The sequence below is a fragment of the Comamonas avium genome (assembly GCF_014836675.1).
Lineage (GTDB): Bacteria > Pseudomonadota > Gammaproteobacteria > Burkholderiales > Burkholderiaceae_C > Comamonas > Comamonas avium.
In genome coordinates this window covers 257,931-275,093 of record NZ_JACSQK010000002.1, presented here as the reverse complement: position 1 = coordinate 275,093, position 17,163 = coordinate 257,931, and the positions used below count along the sequence as shown (strand labels likewise).

Sequence of the window (17,163 nt, the reverse complement as noted above, 5' to 3'; positions counted from 1 at the left end):
GGTCGGCGGGTGCACGCCACACAAGGAAGCTTTATGCAGATCGACAAACTCAAGCACCAGCACACCGACATCCTGCGCCGCGTAGCCGCCCTGCGTACGCTCACACATGCCGGTGTAGCTGACAACGCGCAAGCCATTGCCGAAGGCATTGTCGGCATGAGCGCCGTGATCAAGCTGCATCTGGCCGTGGAAGATCAGGCGCTGTATCCGTCGCTGCAGCGCGGCGACGATGCAGACCTGGCCCGGCTGGGTCGCATGTACCAGGCCGAGATGGCACCGCTGGCCCAGGCCTATGACGCGTTTGTGCGCCGCTGGAATACGGCACAGCACCTGCGCGAGGATGCAGAAGGTTTTCGGGCCGATGCCAACAACGTACTGCGCCGCCTGCACGAACGCATGCAGCGCGAAAACCTGGAGTTTTACCCGCGCATTGAAGCGCAGGCGGAGTTGGCGTGATGCGCCCAGCCCCCTGCCCCAACACCATGACCTGAGCGTGCACCACGCGCAGGCCTAGTCCCTGTGTTTTCCTGAGTGGCACTTTACAGCCCTGCTTTGCAGGGCTTTTTTTGGTGCATTCAGGCGCAGAGGTTCAGCAGCCGCGCAAACCGCCATGCAAAAAGCGCCTTGTACCGATGCCCAAGGCGCTTGAAAAAATAGCTGTCAACGCTGACTCAGAAAGCGTTCAATGCCAGCTCGTCTGGCCATCAGGCTTCAGCGGGATAGAACAGCTTGCGGCCCTTGTCGCCAGACACCGCCTTGGCAATCGCGCCAATGTGATCGGGCGTAGTGCCGCAGCAGCCGCCCACAATGTTGACCAGGCCTTCGGCCGCAAACTCATGCACCAGACGGCTGGTGACATCGGGCGTTTCATCAAAGCCGGTGTCGCTCATGGGATTGGGCAAACCTGCGTTGGGGTAGCAACTGATGAAGGTGTCTGGCGCGGCCTTGGCCAGCTCCTGAATGTAGGGGCGCATCAGCGTGGCACCCAACGCGCAGTTCAGGCCCACCGACAGGGGGTTGCTGTGGCGCACGCTGTGCCAGAAGGCCGTTACGGTCTGGCCCGACAAGATGCGGCCCGACGCATCGGTCACGGTGCCGCTGATCATGATGGGCAGCACTTCGCCCGTGGCCTCAAACGCCTCTTGCACCGCAAACAGCGCCGCCTTGGCGTTGAGCGTGTCGAAAATGGTTTCCACCAAAATCACGTCCGCGCCGCCGTTGATCAGATCCACGGTCTGCTCAAAGTACGCCTGACGCAGTGTCTCAAAACTCACATTGCGAGCACCGGGGTCGTTCACGTCAGGGCTGATCGATGCGGTCTTGGGCGTAGGGCCCAGTGCACCGGCCACATAGCACTTGCGGCCATTCACGCTGTACTTGTCGCAGGCGGCACGGGCCAGCTGGGCGCTCTTGAGGTTCATCTCTCGCGCCAGATCGGCCATGTGGTAGTCCTCTTGCGCCACGGTGGTCGCGCCAAAGGTGTTGGTCTCGATCAGGTCGGCACCGGCGGCCAGGTACTTTTCGTGGATGTCCCGAATCACGTCCGGGCGGGTGATGGACAGCAGCTCGTTGTTGCCCTTCACGTCGTGGGCAAAGTCGGCAAAACGGTTGCCTGCGCCATCTGCGCCTTGGTAGCCTTCGCCCCGGTACTGGGCTTCACCCAGCTTGAAGCGTTGAATCATGGTGCCCATGGCACCATCCAGAATGGCAATACGTTGCTGCAGCAGGGCAGGCAGCTCTTGGGCGCGGGTGTAGTGGGGCAGGCTCATAGCCCCCGATTGTAGGTTTGCCATCTCTGCCCTGCCGGGCTTGGGCGCATTTCATGCGCGAAGGCCTCAGTGCGCAGCAGCGGGGGCAGCGCCACTGTCGTAGTAGCGCTTGGCCATGCGAAAGGTCAGATTCCAGCGCTCTGCCCCCAGCAGGTGATGCCTGCCATCCTTGAGCGGATTGACGCCGTGGTAGGCCATGCGCGTGGCGCCACCCCAGACCAGTACGTCCCCGTGCATCAAAGGCACGCGGCGCACGGGCGACTGGCGTGTCAGCCCGCCCCATAGAAAGGTGCACGGCAACCCCAGCGAGACAGAGACGATGGGGGCATGCCAGTCCATCTCATCTTCGTCGCGGTGCAGCGTCAGTCTGGCTCCGGGCTGGTAGCGGTTCATCAGACAGGCATCCGGTGCGTAGCCGCCATAGCCTGCCGCTTGTGCAGCTGCCACCGCCTGCTCGAACATGAAGGCAGGCATGGCTGGCCAGGGCAGGCCCGTGCGTGGATCGGTGCTGCTGTAGCTGTAACGCTGTGCGTCTGACACCCAGCCCCAGTCGCCGCAATTGGTCATGGCCACCGACAAGGCCGCGCCGCCGGGGCGCACCATGGTGCGAAACGCAGCCTGTGCAGCCACACTGCGCACGGCGGCCACCCATGCATCCTCTTGCGCAGCGGCCCAGCCACGCAGCAGCACAGCGCCATCGTCCAGGGTGTGCGGTGGCAAGGCAGGGGTGTCAAACAGCGGCAGGCTCATGCCCTGGCAAAGTCCAGTGCAGCTTGCAGCATGCGCTGCAGCGTGGGTTGAATGCGTTCAGCGCGCTCGGGCAGGTAGTCAAACGGCAGCGCCTCTTGCATGTAGCTGCACTGCGTCATCTCCAGCTGCACGGCGTGGATGTTGCGCGCAGGCTGGCCGTAGTGGCGCGTGATGTAGCCACCCTTGAAGCGGCCATTGAGCACCGCCGTATGCCCCGGGGCCGTTTGCGCAATCTGCAGCAGTTGCTGCGCCAGTGCGGCATCGCAGCTGGTGCCATCCACCGTGCCCAGATTCAGGTCGGGCAGCTTGCCCTCAAAAAAGCGCGGCAGCACGGAACGGATGGAATGCGCATCCCACAGCACAGCACGGCCATGCGTGGCCTGCAGACGGTCCAGCTCGGCACGCAGTTGGCCGTGGTAGGGCTGCCAGTAGGCATCGCGGCGGCGTACCACTTCAGCAGCCTCTACGCTTTGCCGCGCATCGGCGTACAGCGGTGTATCGGCAAAGGTATCGACCGGACACAGCCCCGTCACGCTTTGGCCGGGGTACAGGCTTTCACCATTGGGCGGGCGGTTCAGATCGACCACATAGCGCGAATGCGTGGCCACAAGAATGGAAGCTCCCATGGCTTTGGCAAAGTCGTACAGCAGCGGCATGTGCCAGTCGGTATCGGGCACCTGCCGGGCTTCTGCGGTCAGGCTGTCAGCGATCGGCGGCGGCACATGCGTGCCCGCATGCGGCATGGAGATCAGTAAAGGCGCTGTGCCTTGGTGAAAAACAAAGGGCGAAGGAGCTTGGGTCATACGCAGATAGCTATCAAAAATACCAGTTCCAAAGCAAGAGGCGCGCCATGGCACGCCTTGACGCGGCTTGCTTTACAGCACTTTGCCGGGGTTGAGGATGCCCAGCGGGTCCCACGCAGCCTTGATGGCGCGCATGGCGGCCAGCTCTTGCGGGGTTCGGCTCAAGGCCAGATACGGCTTTTTGTGCAGTCCAATACCGTGCTCTGCAGACACCGAGCCATGAAATTCGCCCACCACCTGGTAGAGCATCTCTTCCACGGCCTCGCACTCGCCATTCACGGTAGCGCCATCGGTGGAGACATGCAGATTGCCGTCGCCCACGTGGCCAAAAAACAGTGTGAAGTGACCGGGCCAGCGCGCATCGAACGCGGCCTGTATGGCCTGCGCAAAGCGGCCAATGTCTGCCTGTGGCAGGCTCACATCAAAGTTGATGGGCGGGTGCATGTTGTTATTGAGTTCTGCCGGGGCCTCGCGCAGTTTCCACAGCGCTTTGGCCTGGGTGTGCGACTGGGCAATCACGGCATCCAGCACATCCCCGCCTTCCATGGCAGCGCCCAAGGCTTCTTCTACGGCATCTCGCAGGCTGGCCTCGTCTTTGCCGTCGACATCGATCAGCGCCAGAAAAGGGTGGTTTTCAGCAAATGGGGCTTGCAGTTGCTGCCATTGCACAGAGGCCTGCACAAAACTGTCCCACATCAATTCAAACGCAGCCACGCTGTTGCCAAAGCGCTGCTGCATGTGCTGCAGCACGGCCAGTGCGGCATCAAAACTGGGCATGGCCACCAAGGCTGTGGCCTTGGCTTGCGGCTGGGGGCGCAGACGCAGCAGCACGCGGGTGATGACGCCCAGCGTACCTTCAGAGCCAATGAAAAACTGTTTGAGGTCGTAGCCCGTGTTGTTCTTGATCATGGGGCGCAGCATGGGCAGCACGCTGCCGTCGGCCAGCACCACCTCCAGCCCCAGCACTTGCTCGCGCATCATGCCGTGCTGCAGCACACCATTGCCACCTGCATTGGTGGCCACGTTGCCGCCAATCTGGCAGCTGCCGCGCGCGCCCAGATCCACACCAAACACCAGACCCGCTTGCACTGCCGCCTCTTGCACGGCCTGCAATGTGGCTCCGGCCTGCACCGTCATCACGGCAGAGCGGGCGCTGATGTCTTCGATAGCGCTCATGCGCTCCATGGAGATGGCCACACTTGCCTGCACGGGCACAGCACCACCGGCCAGCCCCGTCAAGCCGCCCTGAGGCACCACAGGGATGCGGTGCGCATGGCACAGCCGCAGGGCAGCGCTGACATCTTCTGTGCTGCGCGGGCGCACCAAGGCCAGCGGGGCCACAGGCGGCGTGCCGCTCCAGTCCGTGTGGTAGCGCGCTTGCACCGCATCACCTACCAGCACCGTATCTGCACCCAGCGTTTGCAGCAAAGCTTCCAAGAATTGTTGTTGAGACATCGCTAAACCTTTCACTGCCTGCATTGTGCGGGCGATCACACCTGCCGCCACTGTGCCTACCCACATCCCAAATCCTGGCGAATTGCGCAGATTTTGATTTGCATAAAGTAATGCACTAAATGCATAGTTTTCCATGCAGCACGGATGGCTTTTTTATGACGCCTGCCTAGAATGACCGCCTGCTGCCGAAAAATGTGGCATATCAAACCAGAGAGAAAAGCAAAAAACGGTGCTGAGAGTCTCCGCGTGGAGCCTGTCATCACCGCTTTTAACTATCCCGGAGACATCGATGAACGCAGCCGCGCCCAAGGCTCTGCAAGTGCAGGCCCCAGACTATGTAAAAAACCCCCAGCTGATTGCCTGGGTCAGTGAAATGGTGGCCTTGTGCAAGCCCGCCAAGGTGCATTGGTGCGATGGCTCGCAAGCCGAGTACGACGCGCTGTGCCAGCAACTGGTGGATGCAGGTACCTTCAAAAAGCTCAACCCCGCCAAGCGCGCCAACAGCTTTCTGGCCTGCTCTGACCCATCGGACGTGGCCCGCGTAGAAGACCGCACTTTCATCTGCTGCGAAAAAGAAGAAAACGCCGGCCCCACCAACAACTGGAAAGCGCCCGCAGAAATGCGCGCGCTCTTGAACCCCCTGTTTGACGGCTGCATGGCCGGGCGCACCATGTATGTGGTGCCGTTTTCCATGGGTCCCCTGGGCTCACCCATTGCACACATTGGTATTGAGCTGTCTGACAGCGCCTATGTGGCCGTCAACATGAAGATCATGACCCGCATGGGCAAGGCCGTGTACGACGTGATTGGCACCGATGGCGAGTTTGTGCCCTGCGTGCACACCGTGGGCGCGCCACTCAAGGACGGCGAGAAAGACACCACCAGCTGGCCGTGCAACCCCACGACCAAGTACATCGTGCATTACCCAGAAACGCGCGAAATCTGGTCGTATGGCTCGGGCTACGGCGGCAACGCGCTGCTGGGCAAAAAGTGTTTTGCGCTGCGCATTGCCTCCACCATGGGCCGCGATCAGGGCTGGCTGGCAGAGCACATGCTGATCTTGGGCGTAAGCAACCCTCAGGGCAAGAAGTACCACGTGGCAGCCGCCTTCCCCTCGGCCTGCGGCAAGACCAACTTCTCCATGCTGGTGCCTCCGGCTGGCTTTGACGGCTGGAAGGTCACCACCATTGGTGACGATATCGCCTGGATCAAGCCTCAGGCCGACGGCAGCCTGCGCGCCATCAACCCCGAGGCCGGTTACTTTGGCGTGGCCCCCGGCACCAACATGCTGACCAACCCCAACTGCATGAAGAGCCTCAACGAGAACGTGATCTTCACCAACGTTGCGCTGACCGACGACGGCGACGTGTGGTGGGAAGGCATGGAAAAGGACACAGGCTTTGTGCCCGAGCACCTGATCGACTGGCAAGGCCGAGACTGGACACCCGCCATCGCCAAGGAAACGGGCGCCAAGGCTGCCCACCCCAACGCCCGCTTTACCGTAGCCGCCATCAACAACCCGGCGCTGGACGAAGCCTGGGACGACCCAGCAGGCGTGAAGATTGATGCATTCATCTTCGGTGGCCGCCGCTCTACCACCGTGCCTTTGGTGACTGAAGCGCGTGACTGGACCGAAGGCGTGTACATGGCTGCCACCATGGGTTCAGAAACCACTGCCGCCGCCTTTGGCGCACAAGGCGTGGTGCGCCGCGATCCATTTGCGATGCTGCCATTTGCCGGATACAACATGAGCCACTACTTCCAGCACTGGCTGGATCTGGGCCAGAAAATGCAAGCCACGGGCGCCACACTGCCCAAGATTTTCACCACCAACTGGTTCCGCAAAGATGCCGACGGCAAGTTTGTCTGGCCCGGCTACGGTGAAAACATGCGCGTTCTGAAGTGGATGATTGACCGCATCGAAGGCCAGATGCAAGGCCAGGAAACCGCCTTTGGCGTGGCTCCGCAATACGGTGAAATCAACTGGACAGGCATGAACTTCAGCGCCGAGCAGTTTGCCACCGTCACCGGCATCGACAAAGACGCCTGGGCGCAAGAGATGCAGCTGCACGCAGCGCACTTTGAGCAATTGGCCAGCGGCATGCCTCAGGCCCTGCTGGACACCAAGGCACAGCTGGAAGCACGATTGGCTGCTTAAAACAATAGCTGCCAACGCTTGTATTTAAAGCACTTCAGATACAAAACATACGCAAATGCAAAAGGAGCTTGCGCTGCAAGCTCCTTTTTTTACATATTGCACTTTGGATCAACAAAAAAGCCGCTGCACAGACAGCGGCTTTTTGCGTGCGGACACTGCGGTGTCCGTCACTGTTTTAATGTTTGGCAGCCGTTGCAGACATGGCACGCGACAGGTCGGCCATCACACGTGCATCTTGCAGCGCCATGTTCCATGTCAGCTCATCGGCACGCACCGCACGGCGCGCAGCCTGCCACGCCTTCCATTGCTTGGCGGCAATAGAGGCCAGCCATGGGAACAATGCACGGGGAGTGGTGCGGACAGGATAGGGGGCGGTCGAGGTGGTCATGATAGGGGCCTTGGCTGTGCATCACCGCAGTGTTGCTTGTGGCAGTCTTAGTGATGCGAGGCCTCAATACTAGGGTTATCCCTAAAACCTTTCAAATTTATATTTTGAATTCCAATCATTCACGGCAGTGATGATTAAATGCCGCAGCATGAGCCCTCAAGACTTTCGTGCGCTGGATTTGAATTTGCTTCGCGTTTTTGACGCCGTCATGGCTGAAGGCAGTTTGACGCGTGCCGCCGACAAGTTAGCACTCACTCAACCAGCAGTAAGCAATGCCATGCGCCGCTTGCGCGATGCGCTGGGCGACGAACTGCTGGTTCGCCAGGGCCATGGCGTACAACCCACGCCGCGAGCGCTGACGCTGTGGCCCATCGTGCGCGATGCTTTGGGCAACCTGCAGCAAAGCCTGGCACCAGCACACTTTGACCCCGCTACCGCCAGCATCACTTTGGTACTGGCCATGGCCGATGCCACCGCCGGTACGCTGGTGCCCAATCTGGTGCCAATTTTGGAGCGTGAGGCTCCGCACATATCGATCCGCATCGTGCCGCTGACCACGCGCGACCCCCGTGGCTTGCTGGATGCAGAAAGCGCTGACATGGCCGTGGGGCACTTTCCCGCCGTGCTGGCCGACCTGACGGCCCGTGCCCAGTCCGGAGCACTGGTGCCGCATGAGCACCGCAGGCTGTATGACGGGGAGTACGTGGCAGTCATGCGCAAAAGCCATCCGCTGGCCTTGATGCCACTGACGCTGGAGCACTACTGCGCAGCACGGCACCTGCTGGTGAGCTTTTCAGGCCGGGCCTATGGTTTCATTGATGAAGCCTTGGCTGCGCTGGGCCGTGAGCGGCACATTGTGCTGACCGTCAACCAGTACGCCACTGCGGCACGCGTAGTCACCCAGTCCGATCTGGTGACCGTACTGCCCCGGCACTTTGTGCCCATCACCGGCATCCAGCACCAGTTGCAGGTGCACCCCCTGCCACTGGAGGTGCAGGCCGTGCACGTCGACGCCCTGTGGCACAAGCGGGGGCCCAACCGGCCAGCCTATGAATGGCTGCTGCAAGCCTTAAATCGTGCGACGCTCAAGGCCTTTAGTCAGTGAAAAGTGCATGGTCTGCAGGTAGCTGGACGAGCGCCACTCCTGCATGTGGTGCAGCAGCACCCACTGTGCCCACCACAATGCAGCATAGGTCCAGCACTGGGCCACTTCCCCCATGACCGCCAAGGTGGCATCGGGCAATTTATGCATCCAGGCGCTACCATGGCCCTGCGCCAGCACCGACAGGAGCATGGCCAGCGCAGCCACCAGCAGGCAACCCCAGGGGATCGCCCGCTCGCGCAGCCAGCGCAAAACAACGCGGCTGATCAACCGGTGGCGCACCACCCAGTACACGCACGCCAGCAGCATGGCCAGACAGAGACCCATCATTGCGGGCTTCCACCACAGCAGTCCCCAGCTGCCGATCGCCTCGCCTGCACCGGCAGAGGCAGAGGTGACAGATAGCGCGTCCCATGCCAGCTCATGACCCAGCACGCTCAGCCAGCACAGCGCTGCCACCCACCAAATCTTGCTCGCGGCCATGCCCCGCTGCTGGCGCGCAGCCATCAAGGCCACCAGCATGCCCAGCAGCAGCGTGGCAGCCTGCACGTTCTCCAAGAGCCCATATTCCTGGCCCCACGACAGTGGTAATCCCACTGACAGCACAACGCTCACGCACAGGCCCGCCAGCAGCAGCCAGCTACTGGATCGTATATTTACAAGGGTTCTCATGTTTGACCAGCTTGCTTGCAAAAAGTAAGCAACATCTCGATAAAGAACGCGATTCTAGAAAGGCTGCACCAAACGCGTGCATGCACGAGAATTCGTTTTGTGCATTTCCTCTGGCGCTATGAAATTACAACTGCTCTCCGACCTCCACCTTGAAGCTCACCCCCACTTTCAGCCCACTGCGGCCCCGGATGCCGAGGTCCTGGTGCTGGCGGGCGACATAGGCTCCTACCAAGAGGGCGGTTTGCTGCAGGATGAGTACTTCGGCCTGGAGCGTTTCTCGCCGCTGCCGCAATTTGCGTCATGGCCATGCCCCGTGATTTTTGTTCCAGGCAACCACGAGTACGACATGCAGGACTGGGATGTGGCCCATGCGCGGCTGCGCCGTGTCTGCGATGCCCTGGGCATCATCTGGCTTGAGCGAGAAAGTCTGGTCTTGAACCAGGTGCGCTTTGTAGGCACCACCTTGTGGACCGACTATGACGCCATCGCCCTGCTGGATCCCCAGGTGCAGGCTGGTGACGTAGGGCGCCTGCTCAAGCAGCGTGAAAAATCCTTCCGGGCCGCCAACTTCTATTTACGCAAAACTGGCGGTACACGCCACGGCCAGCCCTTTCTGGCCGAGCCCATGCGTGAGCAAGCCTTGGTGTGCCAGGACTGGCTGCGCCACGCTTTGCAGCAACCCTTTGCAGGCAAAACCGTGGCCATCACCCACTTTGCCCCCAGCCTGCAAAGCCACGACCCACGCTATGGCCTGGTACCCGGCACGGCAGGTTTTTGCAATGCGCTGGATGACCTGCTTGCCCATGCCGACCTGTGGCTGCACGGCCACCTGCATGCTCCCAGCGATTACCAGGTGCAGGGCTTGCACGCCGACGGCAGCGAATGGCGCTGCCGCGTCGTCGCCAACCCACTGGGCTATGCCCGCAAAGGTGAGCAGGGGCATTTCCTTGCCAGCGCCTGCATCACCTTATGATTTCAGTGTTTTCAGGTTGCAGCGCTCCAAAAACATGACTTAAGTCAAGACAACACGCGCCCCATTGTTTACCCTTGTCCTCATCAATTTGGAAAGATGTCTCATGAAAATCCTGCTTGCTGTTGACGGTAGCCCCTTCACCAAAAAAATGCTGGCCTATCTGGCCGCCCACGATGAGCTGGTTGCTGCAGGCCGTCACGACTACACCGTCCTGACCGTCCAATCCGCCCTGCCTCCCCGTGCACGTGCCGCACTGAGCAAAGACATGGTCGATGAGTACTACGCTGAAGAAGCCACCAAGGTGCTGGACCCCGTCACCAAATTCCTGGGCCAAAGCGGTATCACGCCCGCACGCCGCGCCGAAATCGGCCCCGCCGGTGAAGTGATTGCAAAGGTTGCAGAAGACGAAAAGTTTGACCTGATCATCATGGGCACCCACGGCCACGGCTCGCTGGGCAAGCTGGTGATGGGTTCGGTATCCACGAAGGTACTGGCGAACTGCTCAGTGCCCGTCATGCTGGTGCGCTAATCGACTGCGCATGCAACAAAAAAGCCGGAGTTACCTCCGGCTTTTTTGTTGGCTGATCTGCCTGCACACTCCGGCACTCAAACCTGCCCTGATGCGGGCATGGCCTGAGGCAATCGCAGCTCAAAACACGCCCCTTGCAGGCCATCGCAGCGGTCTTTGCAGCGCACACTGCCACCATGGTGCAAGGCAATGCTGCGCACCAGGGCCAGCCCCAGCCCCACGCCGCCGGAGCGTTCACTGGCGCCGGGCAGGCGGTAGAACTTCTCAAAAATACGCTCACGCTGCCCAAGTGGCACACCAGGGCCGTGGTCTTCAACACGCACCACCGCAGTGTCGCCCTCTTGGCTGAGAGTCAAAGTGACCTCTCCTTGGCTGTAGCGGCGTGCGTTTTCAAGCAGGTTGCGTACGGCGCGGCGCAGCAATTTGGCAATCGCCTGCACCTCCAGCGCGTCCACCCCCTGCAAAATCAGCTCGGCCTCCACACGAGCGCACTCTTCAGCAGCCAGCCCAATCAGGTCTATGGACTCGGTGCTGCCGATATCTACATCTGGCGAATCCAGCCGGCTGGCCAGCAAAATTTCATCCACCAACTGGTCCAGCTCATTGATGTTGCGCTGAATCTCTGCCTTGGCCGCAGAGACGGAGGCATCTCCCCCCATCAGCTCCAATCCCATGCGAATACGCGCCAGCGGTGAGCGCAACTCGTGCGATGCGTTCGCCAGCAAGGCCTTGTGCGACTGCACCAGTTCCTGAACACGGCTGGCGGCAGCATTGAACTGGCGCGCCAGATCTGCCACCTCATCTTGTCCTTCGGTGGCAACGCGCACTGACAGATCGCCTTCGCCAAAGCGTTGCACACCGCGCTGCAGGTTTTCAAGGCGCTTGAGCAAACGGCGAATGATGGGAAACACCCCCACGATGACGACCACGCCAATCATGCCCAGCAGCCACAAGAAACCAAATGGCGGGCGCAGCCAGAACGCCGCATGCCCGCCTGGTGGAGGGCGGTTGTTGTGCGGCGTACGAGCGCCCATGGACAACTTCCAGCTTTCGCCCTTGGCCGTGTCAATTTCAAATACCAGTCCATCGTTGGGGCTGTACACACGGGAGGCACGCCCTTGCACAATGACATTGCCTTGTGCATCGGTCATGACCAGCTCGCGCTGCGAAGGGGCGGTCTGGTTTTGCGCGTTTTGCTCGGCCGCCATCTGCCACGCCCAGCCCACCAGCAGGGTCAGCACGGCGACCCCGCCCACCACGGCCAGCCAGATGCGCAGGTACAAGCGCTGGGAAAATGCCTTGAACATGCGCCTCAATCCTGCTGCTTGGCAAACACATAGCCCACGCCACGCACCGTCAAAATGCGCTTGGGGGCTTTGGGGTCCACTTCAATGGCGGCACGAATGCGGCCCATGTGTACGTCAATCGATCGGTCAAATGCCTCCAGTTCACGGCCTCGCACGGCCTCCATGATCTGGTCACGCGTCAGCACACGACCGGCTCGCTCGGCCAGCGCAACCAGCAAATCAAACTGGTAGCTGGTCAGCTCTGCGCTTTCGCCAGCCACACTGACGGTGCGGGCATCACGGTCAATCTCCAGAGAGCCAAAGCGCATCACATTGGCTGCAGCCTGAACCGAAGCCGGTGTGAAATCATCGCCGCGCCGACGCAAGATGGCGCGAATGCGGGCCAGCAATTCACGGGGTTCAAAAGGTTTGGGCAAGTAATCATCGGCCCCCAGCTCCAGACCAATCACGCGGTCCATGGGGTCGCCCTTGGCGGTGAGCATGAGCACCGGAACTTTGGCCACTGGCCCCGGCATTGCACGCACACGGCGGCACACTTCCAGGCCATCCATGTCCGGCAGCATCAAGTCAAGGATCAGCAAATCAGGCAATGCGCCCGCACCACCCTGCAGTCTGGCCAGCCCACTGGTGGCATCGGCGCAATGCACGACCGACAAACTGTTTTGCCCCAGATAGTCGCTGACCATATCGGCCAGGCGCACATCGTCTTCAATCATCAACAGGGTATGTGTGCTCATAGCCTGCAGTGTAGGCGCGCTGTTTATCTGCTGCGTAAAGCCAAGGTAAATCGCGCGCAACCGGGCGCGCAGCAGCTATCGAGAAGCTGCCCACGCTGGTCTGTCAACGGTCTGAGCCTATTTTTACCTTCGATGCCAACGCCACCAAAATCAACACGGGAAGCCCCAGACAAGCTGTTGCGATAAAAAATGACTCATAACCGTAGGCATCCACAAACCGCCCTGAAAAGCCCGCCAGCCATTTGGGTGCCAGCAGCATCATGGAGCTGAACAACGCGTACTGCGTGGCCGAGTACTGCACGTTCGTCAGACTTGACAGGTAGGCGATGAAGGCTGCCGAAGCAATCCCCCCCGCCAGATTGTCGGCACTGACCACCAGCGTCAGCCCTGTTAAATCATGTCCCCGCGTGGCCAGCCAGGCAAACAGCAAGTTACTGGCCGCCGACAAAATGGCACCGAGCATCAGCACGCGCATTACGCCCCAGCGCATGGCCATCACGCCGCCAATGAAGGCCCCCAGCAGCGTCATGATGACGCCAAAGACCTTGGTCACCGCCGCCACCTCGTCCTTGCTGAAGCCCATGTCTACATAGAAAGGGTTGGCCATGATGCCCATCACCACATCGCTGATGCGATAGACCGCAATCAGCGCCAACACCAGCGCGGCCTGCCAGCGGTAGCGCTGCACAAAGTCGGCAAACGGGGCCACCAATGCCACTTTCAGCCATTCACCGATATTTTTGGACGGCACCAGCGGCTTGGGGTTGGGCTCTCTGGAACACAGCACGGTCACCACCCCCACCAGCATGCTCGCTGCCATCACCAGATATGCAAGCTGCCATGCGCTGTGCACATAGCCTGTGACATCGCCCTGCGCTCTGGCCGCCAGCCACAGCGCGCCGGCACCCGCCCAGATCATGGCCAGACGGTAGCCTGTCTGGTAGGTGGCCGCCAGCGCGGCCTGCCGCTCAGCATCTGCCGACTCAATGCGAAAAGCATCCAGCGCAATGTCCTGCGTCGCAGAACCAAAGGCCACCGCCAGGGCACACCACACGATGGGGTCCAGCGCACGCAGCGGGTCGCTGAACGCCATGCCCACCAGACCCGCCATGATCATGGCCTGCGACAGCAGCAACCAGCTGCGCCTACGCCCCAGCACCCGGGTGAGCAAGGGCAAAGGCATGCGATCCACCAAGGGCGACCACAACCATTTGAAGGCGTAAGCCAGTGCCACCCAGCTCAGGTAACCAATCGTGGTGCGGTTGATCCCCGCCTCGCGCAACCAAAATGAAAGCGTTCCCAGCACCAGCAGCAGGGGCAATCCGGCTGAGAACCCCAACGCCAGCATGCGCAGACTGGCTGGCTCGGCATACACCTTTACCGTGGCGGCCCAGGAACGGCGGGGTTTGGAAGGCTCGGGGGATTCGGGAGATGAGGCGTCAGACATGGTGCTGTGCAAAAAGCGTTGTCCCATTATCACCAGCCCAGCTACCATATTGGCTCACCATGTCCAACGCCCACCAGCCTGTTACCGTTGATTGCAGCATTCGCCACTATTGCGGCGAGCATGCTGCACATGTGCACCAGGGGCACACCCAGTTGCTCTATGCACTGACGGGGCGCATGGAGCTGGAAGTCGAGGGCCGCGCCTCTTTTGTCGATACCGCCTGCGGCCTGCTGATTCCCGCTGGCTGTCGGCACGGCTATCTGGCCCCCCCTGGGGCCCAAATGCTGGTGCTGGATGTTGCAGCCAGCACCTACCCTGCGCTCGACAAGGTACGACGCTTTCAGGTGCCTGCTGCGGCGCGCTGCATGCCCCACCAGCTGCACCCTGAAGCACGTCTGCAATTGCTGCTGCAATCGCCCCTGCTGCTCTCGCGCCGCAGCGTGGACGTGCAGGCTATTGAACGCCAGGTACGCACTGAGCTGCATGCACCATGGCCCACGGCGCGCCTGGCAGCACTGACACACCTCAGTGCCCAGCGTTTTCATGCGCGCTGGCACGAGCTGACCGGCGCCACACCCCAGCAATGGCTGCGCAGCTTACGGCTGGATGAGGCGCAGCGCCAGCTGGCGCGTGGGCGCAACCTGCAATCGTGCGCCACTGCCTGCGGCTATGCCAGCGCCAGCGCTTTGGCCTATGCGCTGCGACGCGATCGCAGCACGGGAGCACGCCAGTTGCGCAAGCCTTAGAGCCTGTCACACGCTCCAGCCCATCAAAGGCTGACCGTGAAGAGACAAAGCGCAAAGCCGCACGACACGGCACAGCAACGGCTGCAGTACGGGCGGGGCGCGCAAGCTTTGATGCCTTGCGCGCAGAATGCGCGTTTCTCGACATTTGCTGGCCAGCTGGCTGGCAACATGCTCAGCATGCCGCAATCTTTTTCTTCCATGCACGGTGTCGTGCTTGTGCTTTTGGCTGCAGTGCTCTGGGGCACCACGGGCACTGCCCACAGTTTTGCACCCGCAGGCATGCCGCCTTTCTGGGTGGGCGCGCTGCGCCTGGTCATGGCTGGCACGTTCTTTCTGCTGCTCAACCGTTTATTGCACACCCGTACCGCAGCAAAGTCTGCACCACTGAACTGGGCACGCGTACTGCTGTGCGCCCTGTGCATGGTGACCTACAACATGGCTTTTTTTGCAGGGCTGCAATACACAGGCATCGGTCTGGGTACTGCCGTGGCCATTGGCTCCAGCCCCGTCTGGGCAGGCTTGCTGCAAGCCCTTATCTTGCGGCGCTGGCCCCATGGTTTGTGGTGGCTGGGCACAGCTATTGGCGTAGTCGGTGGCTTTGTCATGACGCTGGGCAAAGCGGGGGCCATGCACACTTCGTTTATCGGGCTGGCTCTGTGCCTGCTGGCCGGGTTTGCCTATGGGGCTTATGCCATCGTCAGCCAGCCGCTGATTTTGCAATCCGGCGTCACGCGGGTGAACGCATGGGTGTTCTTCAGCGCAGCACTCATTGCATTACCCATTGCAGCCGCTCTGGGTGGCCCCCCCCATTTCAACGCCCAAGGCTGGGCGGTGGTGGTGTATCTGGGGGTAGTCGCTACTGGCGTGGCATACCTGCTGTTCTCTATTGGGCTGCGCAGCGTTTCCGCAGCCACCAGTGTGGCGCTGAGTAAGTTTGAGCCCATCACCGCCTTTGCGCTGTCTATTTGGGTGGTGGGCGAATCTCCCAGCTGGCTGGCATTGGCAGGGCTGGCGCTGGTGTTGCTGGGGCTATGGCTGGTGGTGCACAGCGAAATGCGTCAAAGCCGACAAACTTAGGTACACGCCAGCTTCTACACTGTGGCGCATTGAAGACGGAGTCATTTATGCGCCCTTTCCTGCCCCAGCCCTCCACAGCCGATTCTGACAACGCGCCCTTGTGCCACTGTGGCTCGCGCCACACCGGCGCAGCGCACAGCTTGTGGCAAGCACGCCGGGCATTTTTAATGCTCGGCGGCGTGGCCGCTGCGTCGGCGGCCGCGCCGGCCTGGACACAGGTGCAAGTGGGCGAAGCATCGCGCTTGCGCCATTTGATTCCTGCGCAGGAACTGGAGGCCGCAGCAGAGCAGCAATATGCCGAGCTGATCGAGCAAGCCAAGGCCAAAGGTGTTCTGGTCGCCGCCAGCAACGCACAAAGCCAGCGTTTGCAGCGCATTGCCAACGCCCTGATTCCACACACCTATGCATGGAACGAGCGCGCGCAGCAATGGCGCTGGGCAGTCGCGCTGATTCGCAGCGATGACGTGAACGCTTTTTGCATGCCCGGCGGCAAGATCGCTTTTTTCACCGGCATCATCGACAAGCTCAAACTGACGGATGACGAAATTGCCATGATCATGGGCCACGAAATGGCCCATGCACTGCGCGAACACTCGCGCGAGCAACTGGCTAAAAATTCGGCCACCAGCATTGGCATCTCACTGGGTGCGCAGTTGCTGGGGCTGGGCGACATGGGCAACTACGCCGCCCGTCTGGGCGGCCAGTTGCTGAGCCTGCGCTTTAGCCGCAACGACGAAAGTGACGCCGATCTGGTCGGTCTGGAGATTGCGGCACGCGCTGGCTACAACCCCAATGCTTCGGTCACGCTGTGGCAGAAAATGGGCAACGCTACGGGCAGTAGTGCCAATGGTCTGGCCTTCCTCTCCACCCACCCCAGCGGCCCGGAACGCATTCGCGAATTGCAGCGCAACGTCCCCCGCGTACAAGCGCTGTACCAGGCAGCGCGCACGCAGCGCTAAGGGGGCGTGCAGCCCCCGGACCTTGAAGCTTTGCAGTGGGACACATCACAGATGTAAAGCCGCAGTCGAGCCGTACTGTGCGGCCAGGCAAATCAAACCCGCGAGCTGCCAAAAACCAGTGTTCGTGCACCTTTGTACAGACTTGCCTTTTCTGGCAGTCCACATCCGGTCACCGTCACCGCACCTTCGTCTGCGCTGCTCAGTCAGCCAGCCAGCACACGGCAAGGGTGGCATTGTTCACAGCACTGAAAAGAGCTTTTCAGCAATTTGAATGCACCGACCCACTCAGCC

Annotated in this window: 17 protein-coding genes; 8 read left to right on the top strand and 9 right to left on the bottom strand. The window is 61.0% G+C overall.

Annotated elements, in window-relative coordinates; genetic code table 11:
• Positions 1–33 precede the first annotated feature (33 nt).
• Positions 34–456, top strand: coding sequence for a hemerythrin domain-containing protein (locus H9646_RS03865; protein WP_191722021.1), 423 nt, complete (start codon positions 34–36; stop codon positions 454–456).
• Positions 457–704: 248 nt separating this feature from the next.
• Here the strand turns inward: H9646_RS03865 and H9646_RS03860 are convergent, their stop codons facing one another.
• The 4 genes from H9646_RS03860 to H9646_RS03845 form a co-directional block, all read right to left on the bottom strand.
• A complete protein-coding gene (locus H9646_RS03860; protein WP_191722020.1) occupies positions 705–1,769 on the bottom strand; it encodes a homocysteine S-methyltransferase family protein in 1,065 nt (354 codons plus the stop codon).
• A gap of 66 nt (positions 1,770–1,835) precedes the next feature.
• Positions 1,836–2,519 (bottom strand): DNA oxidative demethylase AlkB, encoded by a 684-nt coding sequence (alkB, locus tag H9646_RS03855; protein WP_191722019.1) that lies wholly within the window; start codon positions 2,517–2,519, stop codon positions 1,836–1,838.
• Entirely contained in the window at positions 2,516–3,322 is an 807-nt protein-coding gene (hutG, locus tag H9646_RS03850) for an N-formylglutamate deformylase (RefSeq protein ID WP_191722018.1), read from the bottom strand. Before hutG ends, alkB begins: the two co-directional genes overlap by 4 nt.
• Positions 3,323–3,394: 72 nt before the next feature.
• Positions 3,395–4,777, bottom strand: coding sequence for an FAD-binding oxidoreductase (locus H9646_RS03845; RefSeq protein ID WP_191722017.1), 1,383 nt, complete (start codon positions 4,775–4,777; stop codon positions 3,395–3,397).
• A 289-nt stretch (positions 4,778–5,066) separates the two neighbouring features.
• On the opposite strand from H9646_RS03845, the gene H9646_RS03840 reads away from it, so the two are divergent.
• Positions 5,067–6,935, top strand: coding sequence for a phosphoenolpyruvate carboxykinase (GTP) (locus tag H9646_RS03840; protein WP_191722016.1), 1,869 nt, complete (start codon positions 5,067–5,069; stop codon positions 6,933–6,935).
• Between the two features lie 175 nt (positions 6,936–7,110).
• Here the strand turns inward: H9646_RS03840 and H9646_RS03835 are convergent, their stop codons facing one another.
• A complete protein-coding gene (locus H9646_RS03835) occupies positions 7,111–7,323 on the bottom strand; it encodes a hypothetical protein (RefSeq protein ID WP_191722015.1) in 213 nt (70 codons plus the stop codon).
• A gap of 148 nt (positions 7,324–7,471) precedes the next feature.
• On the opposite strand from H9646_RS03835, the gene H9646_RS03830 reads away from it, so the two are divergent.
• Positions 7,472–8,428, top strand: a complete 957-nt coding sequence (locus H9646_RS03830; RefSeq protein ID WP_191722014.1) for a LysR family transcriptional regulator — start codon at positions 7,472–7,474, stop codon at positions 8,426–8,428.
• On the opposite strand, the gene H9646_RS03825 is transcribed toward H9646_RS03830, so the two are convergent.
• Positions 8,393–9,097 (bottom strand): hypothetical protein, encoded by a 705-nt coding sequence (locus H9646_RS03825; RefSeq protein WP_191722013.1) that lies wholly within the window; start codon positions 9,095–9,097, stop codon positions 8,393–8,395. The genes H9646_RS03830 and H9646_RS03825 overlap by 36 nt on opposite strands.
• Positions 9,098–9,215: 118 nt before the next feature.
• Here H9646_RS03825 and H9646_RS03820 point away from each other — a divergent pair, with 118 nt between their 5' ends.
• Together H9646_RS03820 and H9646_RS03815 are read left to right on the top strand one after the other, a co-directional pair.
• Positions 9,216–10,070 carry a metallophosphoesterase gene (locus H9646_RS03820; protein ID WP_191722012.1) on the top strand — a complete coding sequence of 285 codons (855 nt, stop codon included), beginning with the start codon at positions 9,216–9,218 and terminating at the stop codon, positions 10,068–10,070.
• A 103-nt stretch (positions 10,071–10,173) separates the two neighbouring features.
• A complete protein-coding gene (locus H9646_RS03815) occupies positions 10,174–10,599 on the top strand; it encodes a universal stress protein (protein ID WP_191722011.1) in 426 nt (141 codons plus the stop codon).
• Positions 10,600–10,676: 77 nt separating this feature from the next.
• Here the strand turns inward: H9646_RS03815 and H9646_RS03810 are convergent, their stop codons facing one another.
• The 3 genes from H9646_RS03810 to H9646_RS03800 form a co-directional block, all read right to left on the bottom strand.
• Positions 10,677–11,906, bottom strand: a complete 1,230-nt coding sequence (locus H9646_RS03810) for an ATP-binding protein (protein WP_191722010.1) — start codon at positions 11,904–11,906, stop codon at positions 10,677–10,679.
• Between the two features lie 5 nt (positions 11,907–11,911).
• Positions 11,912–12,643, bottom strand: coding sequence for a response regulator (locus H9646_RS03805; protein WP_191722009.1), 732 nt, complete (start codon positions 12,641–12,643; stop codon positions 11,912–11,914).
• Between the two features lie 103 nt (positions 12,644–12,746).
• Positions 12,747–14,090 carry an AmpG family muropeptide MFS transporter gene (locus tag H9646_RS03800; RefSeq protein ID WP_191722008.1) on the bottom strand — a complete coding sequence of 448 codons (1,344 nt, stop codon included), beginning with the start codon at positions 14,088–14,090 and terminating at the stop codon, positions 12,747–12,749.
• Between the two features lie 59 nt (positions 14,091–14,149).
• Between H9646_RS03800 and H9646_RS03795 the strand changes: the two genes are divergently transcribed.
• The 3 genes from H9646_RS03795 to H9646_RS03785 all read left to right on the top strand — a co-directional run bounded on the left by H9646_RS03795 (position 14,150) and on the right by H9646_RS03785 (position 16,872).
• Positions 14,150–14,836 carry a helix-turn-helix domain-containing protein gene (locus H9646_RS03795; RefSeq protein ID WP_191722007.1) on the top strand — a complete coding sequence of 229 codons (687 nt, stop codon included), beginning with the start codon at positions 14,150–14,152 and terminating at the stop codon, positions 14,834–14,836.
• A gap of 36 nt (positions 14,837–14,872) precedes the next feature.
• A complete protein-coding gene (locus H9646_RS03790; protein ID WP_318244901.1) occupies positions 14,873–15,913 on the top strand; it encodes a DMT family transporter in 1,041 nt (346 codons plus the stop codon).
• 167 nt (positions 15,914–16,080) lie between these two features.
• Positions 16,081–16,872, top strand: coding sequence for a M48 family metallopeptidase (locus H9646_RS03785; protein ID WP_225214000.1), 792 nt, complete (start codon positions 16,081–16,083; stop codon positions 16,870–16,872).
• Positions 16,873–17,163 lie beyond the last annotated feature (291 nt).

What these genes read in the sequence shown, in the direction of transcription:
- H9646_RS03865 (WP_191722021.1), top strand. Translation starts at nt 34, where the DNA reads ATGCAGATCGACAAACTCAAGCACCAGCACACCGACATCCTGCGCCGC.
- H9646_RS03860 (WP_191722020.1), bottom strand. Translation starts at nt 1,769, where the DNA reads ATGAGCCTGCCCCACTACACCCGCGCCCAAGAGCTGCCTGCCCTGCTG.
- alkB (WP_191722019.1), bottom strand. Translation starts at nt 2,519, where the DNA reads ATGAGCCTGCCGCTGTTTGACACCCCTGCCTTGCCACCGCACACCCTG.
- hutG (WP_191722018.1), bottom strand. Translation starts at nt 3,322, where the DNA reads ATGACCCAAGCTCCTTCGCCCTTTGTTTTTCACCAAGGCACAGCGCCT.
- H9646_RS03845 (WP_191722017.1), bottom strand. Translation starts at nt 4,777, where the DNA reads ATGTCTCAACAACAATTCTTGGAAGCTTTGCTGCAAACGCTGGGTGCA.
- H9646_RS03840 (WP_191722016.1), top strand. Translation starts at nt 5,067, where the DNA reads ATGAACGCAGCCGCGCCCAAGGCTCTGCAAGTGCAGGCCCCAGACTAT.
- H9646_RS03835 (WP_191722015.1), bottom strand. Translation starts at nt 7,323, where the DNA reads ATGACCACCTCGACCGCCCCCTATCCTGTCCGCACCACTCCCCGTGCA.
- H9646_RS03830 (WP_191722014.1), top strand. Translation starts at nt 7,472, where the DNA reads ATGAGCCCTCAAGACTTTCGTGCGCTGGATTTGAATTTGCTTCGCGTT.
- H9646_RS03825 (WP_191722013.1), bottom strand. Translation starts at nt 9,097, where the DNA reads ATGAGAACCCTTGTAAATATACGATCCAGTAGCTGGCTGCTGCTGGCG.
- H9646_RS03820 (WP_191722012.1), top strand. Translation starts at nt 9,216, where the DNA reads ATGAAATTACAACTGCTCTCCGACCTCCACCTTGAAGCTCACCCCCAC.
- H9646_RS03815 (WP_191722011.1), top strand. Translation starts at nt 10,174, where the DNA reads ATGAAAATCCTGCTTGCTGTTGACGGTAGCCCCTTCACCAAAAAAATG.
- H9646_RS03810 (WP_191722010.1), bottom strand. Translation starts at nt 11,906, where the DNA reads ATGTTCAAGGCATTTTCCCAGCGCTTGTACCTGCGCATCTGGCTGGCC.
- H9646_RS03805 (WP_191722009.1), bottom strand. Translation starts at nt 12,643, where the DNA reads ATGAGCACACATACCCTGTTGATGATTGAAGACGATGTGCGCCTGGCC.
- H9646_RS03800 (WP_191722008.1), bottom strand. Translation starts at nt 14,090, where the DNA reads ATGTCTGACGCCTCATCTCCCGAATCCCCCGAGCCTTCCAAACCCCGC.
- H9646_RS03795 (WP_191722007.1), top strand. Translation starts at nt 14,150, where the DNA reads ATGTCCAACGCCCACCAGCCTGTTACCGTTGATTGCAGCATTCGCCAC.
- H9646_RS03785 (WP_225214000.1), top strand. Translation starts at nt 16,081, where the DNA reads ATGCTCGGCGGCGTGGCCGCTGCGTCGGCGGCCGCGCCGGCCTGGACA.